Source organism: Pseudomonas sp. 05N434, from assembly GCF_056396965.1.
This window is the reverse complement of the sequence record NZ_JBFTMK010000755.1, coordinates 1-3,191: the sequence shown is the minus strand read 5'-3', so window position 1 is coordinate 3,191 and position 3,191 is coordinate 1. Positions and strand designations below refer to the sequence as shown.

Below are 3,191 nucleotides of genomic sequence, written 5' to 3'. Positions count from 1 at the left end.
CCTCATGCGTCGTCGGCAGAACAACCCGATTCTGACCGGTGAAGCTGGCGTCGGTAAAACCGCCGTGGTCGAAGGTTTTGCCCTGCGCATCGTCGCCGGTGACGTACCGCCGGCGCTCAAGGATGTGGAACTGCGCAGCCTGGACGTCGGCCTGCTACAGGCTGGCGCGAGCATGAAAGGTGAATTCGAACAGCGCCTGCGCCAAGTCATCGAAGACGTCCAGGCCTCACCAAAACCGATCATCCTGTTTATCGACGAAGCCCACACCCTGGTAGGTGCCGGTGGCGCCGCCGGCACCGGGGACGCGGCCAACCTGCTCAAGCCGGCCCTGGCCCGGGGCACCCTGCGCACCGTGGCCGCCACGACCTGGGCCGAGTACAAAAAGCATATCGAAAAAGACCCGGCCCTGACCCGCCGCTTCCAGGTGGTGCAAGTGGCCGAGCCGTCGGAAGACAAGGCGCTGTTGATGATGCGCGGYGTGGCCTCGACCATGGAAAAACACCATCAGGTGCAGATCCTCGACGAAGCCCTGGAAGCCTCGGTCAAACTGTCCCATCGCTACATCCCCGCGCGCCAGTTGCCGGACAAATCCGTGAGCCTGCTGGACACCGCCTGCGCCCGCGTTGCCATCAGCCTGCACGCCGTGCCGGCCGAAGTGGACGACAGCCGTCGGCGCATCGAGGCGTTGGAAACCGAGCTGCAGATCATCGCCCGCGAGCACGCCATCGGCATCGTCATCGGCGCCCGCCAAACCCAAAGTGAAAACCTGCTGAGTGCCGAACGCGAACGCCTCGCCGAGCTGGAAAGTCGCTGGGCCGAAGAGAAAACCCTGGTGGACGAATTGCTCGCCACCCGCGCCACCCTGCGTGAACGCGTCGGCGTGGTGGACAGCGAGGACGGCAGCGAGACCAGCCACGCCTTGCGCGAAAAACTGGTGGACCTGCAACAGCGTCTCAGCGCCCTGCAAGGCGAAACCCCGTTGATTCTGCCGACGGTCGATTACCAGGCCGTGGCCTCGGTGGTCGCCGACTGGACCGGGATTCCGGTGGGCCGCATGGCTCGTAACGAACTGGAAACCGTGCTCAACCTCGACCTGCACCTGAAAAAACGCATCATCGGCCAGGACCACGCCTTGCAGATGATCGCCAAACGCATCCAGACCTCCCGCGCCGGCCTCGACAACCCGAGCAAGCCGATCGGGGTATTCATGCTCGCCGGCACCTCCGGCGTGGGCAAGACCGAAACCGCCCTGGCCCTGGCCGAAGCCATGTACGGCGGCGAGCAGAACGTCATCACCATCAACATGAGCGAATTCCAGGAAGCCCACACGGCGCTGGCACCGAGCTGATTGCCCAGGTCTGCAAAGACCCGCAAAACGTGCCGGAGCCCGAAGAAATCGCCAAGGCCCTGCGCCAACCGCTGCTGGAGATTTTCCCGCCGGCCTTGCTGGGCCGCCTGGTGACCATTCCGTACTACCCGCTCAGCGACGAGATGCTCAAGGCCATCACCCGCCTGCAACTCAACCGCATCAAGAAGCGCGTGGAGAACACCCACAAGGTGGCCTTCGATTACGACGACGCGGTGATCGACCTGATCGTCTCCCGTTGCACCGAAACCGAAAGCGGCGGGCGGATGATCGACACCATTCTGACCAACAGCCTGCTACCGGACATGAGCCGCGAGTTCCTCACCCGCATGCTCGAAGGCAAAGCGCTGGCAGGGGTGCGGATCAGCGCCCGGGACAACGAATTGCACTACGACTTCAGCGACGCCGCCTAAGCGGCCCTCCTCCGTAGGAAGGAACCGAGCAGTGACAAGGGATAACTGATGCTATTCAAGCAACTCTCACGCCTGGCAAAGATCACCAGCCCCCTGGGGCCGGATGTGCTGTTGCTCAAGGACATGGGCGGAGACGAAGAATTGGGGCGGCTGTTCAACTATGAGTTGCAGCTGCACTCGCTGGACAACGCCATCGACCTCAACCAGTTGCTCGGCAAACCCATGTGCCTGAGCCTGCAACTGGACGGCGGTGGCGAGCGTCATTTCCATGGCATCGTTGCCCGTTGCAGCCAGAACGTCGACCAGGGCCAGTTCGCCAGTTACCAGGTCACGCTGCGGCCCTGGCTATGGCTGTTGACCCGCACCTCCGATTGCCGGATTTTCCAGAACCTGACCATCCCGCAGATCATCAAGCAGGTGTTTCGCGACCTGGGTTTCTCGGATTTCGAAGATGCCCTGAGCCGGCCCTATCGCGAGTGGGAATACTGCGTGCAGTATCGCGAAACCAGCTTCGACTTCGTCAGCCGCCTGATGGAACAGGAAGGAATCTACTACTTCTTCCGCCATGAACAGGGTCGTCATGTGCTGGTGCTGGCCGATGCCTACGGCGCCCATGCCAACGTGCCCGGCTATGCCTCGGTGCCCTACTACCCCAAGAATGAACAGCAACGCGAACGCGATCACATCTACGATTGGCACCTGGCCCAGCAAGTCCAGCCGGGCTCGCTGGAGCTCAACGACTATGACTTCCAGCGCCCTGGCGCGCGGATTGACGTTCGCTCGGCCATGCCTCGTCCGCACACCGCCGGCGATTATCCGCTGTACGACTACCCCGGCACCTATGTGCAAAGCGAAGACGGCGAACACTACGCACGTACCCGTATCGAAGCCTTGCAGACCCTGCACGAACAGGTCGAGCTGGCCGGCAACGCCCGAGGCCTGGGGTCGGGTCATTTGTTCAGCCTCACCGGCTTCAGCCGCCAGGACCAGAACCGCGAATACCTGATCGTCGGCGCCCGCTACCACATTGACCAGGAAAGCCTGGAAACCAGCGGTGGCGTGGCTTCGGCACAGTTCGAAAGCAGCCTGACCTGCATCGACGCACAACAAAGCTATCGCCCGCTGCCCAACACCCACCGCCCCATCGTCAAAGGCCCGCAGACCGCACTGGTGGTGGGCCCCAAGGGCGAGGAAATCTGGACCGACCAGTTCGGCCGGGTGAAGGTGCACTTCTACTGGGACCGTCACGACCAATCCAACGAAAACAGTTCATGCTGGATTCGCGTGTCGCAATCCTGGGCCGGAAAAAACTGGGGCTCGATGCAGATCCCACGAATCGGCCAGGAAGTCATCGTCAGCTTCCTCGAAGGCGACCCGGATCGGCCGATCATCACCGGCCGCGTCTACAACGC

Annotated in this window: 1 protein-coding gene and 1 pseudogene; both read left to right on the top strand. The window is 62.5% G+C overall.

Annotated elements, in window-relative coordinates; all coding sequences use genetic code 11:
* Positions 1–1,779 (top strand): annotated as a pseudogene (locus AC1DLB_RS28970) (AAA family ATPase); the annotation flags it as partial.
* Positions 1,780–1,827: 48 nt separating this feature from the next.
* On the top strand, positions 1,828–3,191 hold a 1,364-nt coding region (tssI, locus tag AC1DLB_RS28965; protein ID WP_477786186.1), incomplete at its 3' end, for a type VI secretion system tip protein TssI/VgrG.